This is a genomic window from Candidatus Micrarchaeia archaeon, from assembly GCA_041650355.1.
Lineage (GTDB): Archaea > Micrarchaeota > Micrarchaeia > Anstonellales > Bilamarchaeaceae > JAHJBR01.
This window is the reverse complement of record JBAZLI010000060.1, coordinates 1-5,823: the sequence shown is the minus strand read 5'-3', so window position 1 is coordinate 5,823 and position 5,823 is coordinate 1. Positions and strand designations below refer to the sequence as shown.

General features: G+C 51.2%; 4 protein-coding genes. All 4 read left to right on the top strand.

From position 1 onward, the window contains the following. The first annotated feature begins 250 nt into the window (after positions 1-250). The gene (locus WC488_04285) at positions 251-1,285 is read left to right on the top strand and encodes an mRNA surveillance protein pelota (protein ID MFA5077618.1); all 1,035 of its coding nucleotides are present in this window, start codon (positions 251-253) and stop codon (positions 1,283-1,285) included. Beyond that, entirely contained in the window at positions 1,278-1,817 is a 540-nt protein-coding gene (locus tag WC488_04280) for a 5-formyltetrahydrofolate cyclo-ligase (protein ID MFA5077617.1), read from the top strand. The genes WC488_04285 and WC488_04280 overlap by 8 nt, the downstream gene beginning before the upstream one ends. Before the next feature lie 20 nt (positions 1,818-1,837). Next, a complete protein-coding gene (gene purN, locus WC488_04275; protein MFA5077616.1) occupies positions 1,838-2,455 on the top strand; it encodes a phosphoribosylglycinamide formyltransferase in 618 nt (205 codons plus the stop codon). Between the two features lie 90 nt (positions 2,456-2,545). Continuing rightward, the coding region (locus WC488_04270; GenBank protein ID MFA5077615.1) for a hypothetical protein at positions 2,546-5,823 on the top strand (3,278 nt) is incomplete at its 3' end.

Below are 5,823 nucleotides of genomic sequence, written 5' to 3'. Positions count from 1 at the left end.
CACCGATGCCCAGCATAAAGGTTATGTGAGGGGAAATTCCGCTGAGGCCTGGGACTGTGCCGGCCATGGATGCAGGCATGAAAGAGCTCGCGATTGCAAGCGCGCCGCCACCGATGCACGCCATGCCGATTCCATCTCCAGCGTCCATGAGGTTATTTGCCAGACGGGTTTTTTAATTGTTGTTAGTTTTGGAGGCTGGAAAAAAGCGCGATGGAGAAACCAATTATAAACCGCGCTTCCAAATCTGGTTATGCGCATCCTCAGGATAGACAAGAAAACAGGCGAAGCGGCGCTGGTTCCTGAAACGCTGGATGATTTGTGGCATCTGGAGCGGATCGTGGAAGCAGGGGATTTTGCCGAAGCGAAAACGTTCAGGAGCGTGAAGCTCGGGGACAAGGAGGAGCGCAAGCCCGTGTTTATACGTATCGAAGTGGAGAAGGCGGAGTTCGCGAGGTATGCGAACAGGCTCAGGCTTACGGGAAAAATCGTGCAGGGAAGCCCTGAGGAATTCGTGCAGCGCGGGAAATACCATACGCTCGAAGTGGAGAAAGGGGGAAAGATAGCAATAGTGAAGCACTGGAAGGCGCACCAGCTCAACCGGCTGCGCGAAGCAGAGAAGGAGGCGAAGCGGCCGAAAGTGCGCATCGTTGTGATGGATGATGAAAAGGCGCTCACCGCGATGGTTATGGGCTACGGGGTGGATTTCGGCGCGGAAATTTACTGCGAGGCAAGGAAGCGGGACGAGCGGTTCGAGGAGAAGAAGCTCGCGTACTATGGGGACATAGCGAAGGAGATGGACGGGCACGAGGAAAGGTATGTGGTGGCGGGGCCGGGCTTCGAGAAGGACAATTTCAGAAAGTATCTGGAGAAGAAAAATCCTGAATTGTTGAAACGAGTTTCTTTTGAGAATGTTTCGTATGCTGAACGGAATGGCGTGAATGAACTGCTCAAGAGAGGTATAGTCGGGAGGCTGATGGGTGAGGCGAGGATGGAAAAGGAAGCTGAGCTCATGAACCGGCTGAAGGTGCACATAAACAAGGAGGATGGGCTCGCGGCGTACGGGCGCGAGGAGAGCAAGAAAGCCCTGGAAATGGGGGCTGTTGAGGTTTTCATGGTGCTGGACGAATTGCTGCGGGCGGACAAAGGAGTTGAAGCGCTAGCCGAGGGTGCGGAAAAAACGAGTGCGGTAGTGGTTTTCTCTTCTGAGGGGGACCCTGGGCAGGAACTCAAGGGACTAGGGGGCATTTCAGCTATTTTGAGGTTCAGGGTGGACATGGATGGATAGCAAAAACGCGCTGCGGAAGGAAATGCTCGCTAAAAGGGATGCGCTTGCTCAGAAGGAGGTTGAGGAAGCGAGCGAACGGGCATTCAGGTGCTTGTTTGCGGATTATGCATTTCTGAGGGCTGAAAGCGCGGGGTTCTATTACCCGCTCAGGGGCGAGATAGATACGCGGAAGATGATTGAAAAGGCAGGAATTTTTGGAAAAAATATTTATTTGCCGAAAATACTGAACGGGGGGATTTGCTTCTGCGAATTCAGGGGTGAAGCGCTCCTTGAGAAAGCCGATAATGGTGTGATGGAGCCGATTGACGGTGAAGAAGGGGAGCCGGATGTGCTAATTGTGCCCGGGCTTGCTTTTGATTTGGAGAAGCACAGGCTGGGTTTCGGAAAGGGCGGCTACGACAGGTATCTTTCAAATAGCAGCGCGGTTTCAATAGGATTGTGCTATAAATGGCAGGTGCTGGGCAAACTGCCGCGCGAGGAGCACGATATGCAAATGGATAAAATAATTGCAGAAGAATGGGTAATTGAATAAAAGCTGAGCAAGGTGTAATGATGGTTTCTTTTGTTGTGCTGGCAAGCGGGAACGGAACGAATTTTCAGGCGCTCATAGACGGGATAGGGAATGGCGAGGTAAAGGGCGCTGAAATAAGGGCGCTCATAACTGACAAACAAGATGCGTACGCTTTGGAGCGGGCGAAAAAGGCTGGAATCCCATTTCATATTGTGGAGAAAGGAAAATTCAAAACGCGCGAGGATATGGACAGGGAGGTAATGCGCATAGCGGATTTGTATAAGGTGGATTACCTCTATCTGCTTGGATATATGCGGCTGGTGAAGGCTCCGGAATTGTTCGAGAAATACAAAAACAGGATGATAAATTTGCATCCGTCCCTGCTTCCGGCTTTTCCAGGTGTGGATGCACAACACCAGGCGTTTGACTATGGGTGCAAGGTGAGCGGAATCACGATTCATTTTGTTGATGCTGGCCTGGACGCAGGACCGGTAATTTACCAGAAAGCTGTTGATATTTCAGATTGCAAAACCGGGGATGAAGTCGCGCAGATGCTCAGGATGCTGGAGCATGAGGGAGTGAAGAAGGTCGCGCAGATGACTGCAGGGGGGAAATTCATAGTTGAGGATAGAAAAGTGAGGTACGTACGGAATAAATGAGGGAATTGTAACTATAGTTACAAAGCAGGGCATATGACGTAAAAGCATGGAGAACGATAATGTTATATTTGTTGCTCAAGATATAAAAATATGCTCAAACGAGTGGTTTTTGGGCTGATTGCGCTCGCTTTTCTTTCGTTTTCTTCAGAGTTCCTTCCGGAAAAATACGACAGGCCATGGAACGTATATGGCTGGCCAGGCGATTCGAATGTGGTGGACTACACTTTTGTGCCGCCATTAGATCCAGGTTGGAACTCGGATTTGCTGCAATACAGCTTAGAACAGCTTGAGTTGGAAAAGGCGGGTGCGAACAAATGGGCCGCCGGAAATCTGAGCTCTGCAAAGGCCAATTACACGAAAGCAAAATGGGCCAAGGAGCAGATAGATGCTTTCAGCGAGAGCGGCGTACTGCCGTATTTTGTTGACGTGGGGGCCCTGTGCTCGGCCCGAGGCATAATGAACTGCACGTGCCTTGTTCTCGGAAGCACAGTGACCTGCGACGTTCCGTACGGGGACGAGGTCAGGCGTGCAATCGCACTAAGGATTTTCTCCAAGGAATATTCAACCGCATGGAAGGGGACCATGGATGGCGCGGCAAACGAACTTGAAACCAGGGCGTCCAGGTTCAATACGGCGTTGCGGGACGCGGAGATGAGTTTGGCGGATGCTGAGTATATGGGAATATGCGGCGCTGAGAGCGCGGGTAGCGATGCGTGTGAAAATGCCTCCAATTTCATTTATGCGGCCAGAACCAATAGCACATCCAAGAACTATGTGGCGTTCACCAGGTTGAAGGGCGTCGTTTGGGAAGGCGTTGATGGCGTCAGACAAGAAATCCCCATGCTGAAAGCTGGCGAAGCGCTGCAGGTTTTGGGGGATGAGGAAGAGGGTGAGATTGCACGGGCGCTTGCACTGAACAGGACGATAGCGGGCCACATTTCCGGTTCCCTGGCTACATATAAGGCGCTTGGGCTGGATGCGGAGGCGCAGGTGAAAAGAGCGGAACAAGAATCAGCTCAGGCGGCCTTAGGTGAATCGTGGAGGATACATGGCGGCCTGGAATTGAGCGGTATTGGAGGGGGAAACGACGCTTCTGTTTCTGACCAAGTCGCGAAGGCGAATAGCAATCTTGAAGAGGCGAGGCATGAATTGGATCTGGCGCGCAGCACGTATGCGTATGGAAATGAGGGCTACCTTGCTACGGCCATGACCCATGCACATAGCGCCATAGCGTTTTCTGCCCAAGCCGATGTTGGGTTCAAACAAGCCGAGCAAGACGCGGATAGGTTGGTGCAACAGTACGAAGCCGAAGCCAGCGCTAAAATCATCGACGTAGAGCGCAAGTTCGGGACTGCTGCCTGGCCGGCGAGGGCAACAGCACTCTACACCAAAGCAAAAGAGATGCTGGAGAAAGGCAAGGCTGAGAAAAAACCAGGATTGAAATTCGAGTATTATGCCGCATCTATTTCATATGCAGAGGAAGCCAGGGCCGTTGATGCCAGTGCAGAGCCGGACACGAACTGGTCGGCAGTAAGCGCATGCAGGAAAGCAAAAAGCATCCTGGAAAACGCGAAAAAAGACGGGATTGATGTAAGCTACGAAGAGGAGTGGCTGGCTGTAGTGAGCAGGAGCAACAATGCGAGCGAGCAGATAGCCGAGTGTGAAGCCATAGCTACGCAGGCTGTAGAAGAGGCGATGCAGGAATATGCAGACCTCGAAGACTCCAGGGCAGAGGCGATGCGTCTAGTAGAGTTATGTGGGAGTGATTGTGATGATTTGGACACGATGGTTGAAAACGCGGAACACGGTATAGTTTCCGGAGGCAGAATGGTGTATCCGGACGCAGTGGGGTCGCTGGCTATGCTGCGACAGAAGTATGAATATGCGACACACAACGCTGAAGAGAGCATCGAGCTACAGATAGGCAGATATCTGAGCGTAAGAAGCGCGCTCTTTTCCGAATGGGCCATATTAGATTTGCCGACCAGGAACGAATTGGACATAATCGTAGTCAACAACGTTGAGTATCCGGGCGAAGATGTCCAGGTGTCATTCAGCACGCCGCTGGAGTTCTCACAGGAAGATATTGAATCAGGGGGAAGCAATATCAGAGGAATCACGTATGCGGACGGCAGGATGACCATGTATCTGCGCCAGATAGGGGCCTCTGAGACGCAGACGTACCGTTTAGGTAGGAACGCTACGCTCATGAGAACTGTGGGCGCCGAGAAGACAGCGAGCGGGAATGCAGACGGGAGCGCGGATGTTGAGGAGCAACGGGATGTGGAATGCCTTGGCTCAGTGAGCGCTTTTTACGTTCCAATCAATTGGGAAACATTAGATGTGGATGGTGTGGAGGTGGGCCTTAAGGGTGGTTTTGCGCAGGCCATTTTGAGCGAAGGCAGGCACATGTTGAATGCCAGGTACCTAGTTTTGGATGCATATGAACAAGGCACGTACCAGAACGCGAGCAGCCTGATTGGGAAGAGGGTTTACCAGAAATACAGCGCGTACGTAAGGCCGGGGTTAGATATGGAATGGCTAACACTCACGACGAGCATTCCTAGCGGAGGCTTGGTCAAGGAGCTGAATGTGATAACTCTCACGGGCGAAAAAATTTCATATGTTGAGCAAGGAGGCCAGGTTTTGATAACGATTTATGGTTTGAAGAAAAACAAGGAAACGAGATACGAAATCAGCTATTATGTTGACAACAGCAGCGAGTATTTGAAGCAGGAGCTGGAATATTTGAAAAAATTGAATCTGAGCCTGGAAACCAGCAGATTGGTGCACGACGCTGAGGCACTGTTCGAAAATGGTGATTTTGCCGGGGCAGCGGTAAAAATCAGGCAGGCGTACGAGCAGATTGGTTTGGAGGAAAACGAAAGGTCCAAACTCCAGAAAGAACGGGAAAAGTACGCTTCAGATCTCAGGAGCGAACTTATGGAAATAGATGCCGTGCTTGACGGACGGCCAGGCACTGATTTCAAAGAGGGGCTGATTTTAAGGCGTGCGCACCTTCAAGATTTGAATTCGAGTTTAGATGGGATGGATTTGGCCGGGCAGGTAAACGCGCTCAGGAAATATGATGCCGGCTGGCTTCCCAACGACCTGAAACTTTACAAGAAAAATGCATCTGTAAAAATCAACAAACTGCATGCTGCATACTTGCAGGGAGGTGGGGTTGATTCCAGTATTGAAGATGGATTTGTGGAGTTGCGGCGGTTGTATGGTAGATTTGAGGCGAGCGGCGCGCTGAGCGACGCTTACGAGATGGACACCAAGATTGCGGTTTTCGAAACAGAAGCTGCTGTGTTTTTCCAGAATAGAAGCGCCACGGATAAAATTATGTTGGATGATTGCGGCCA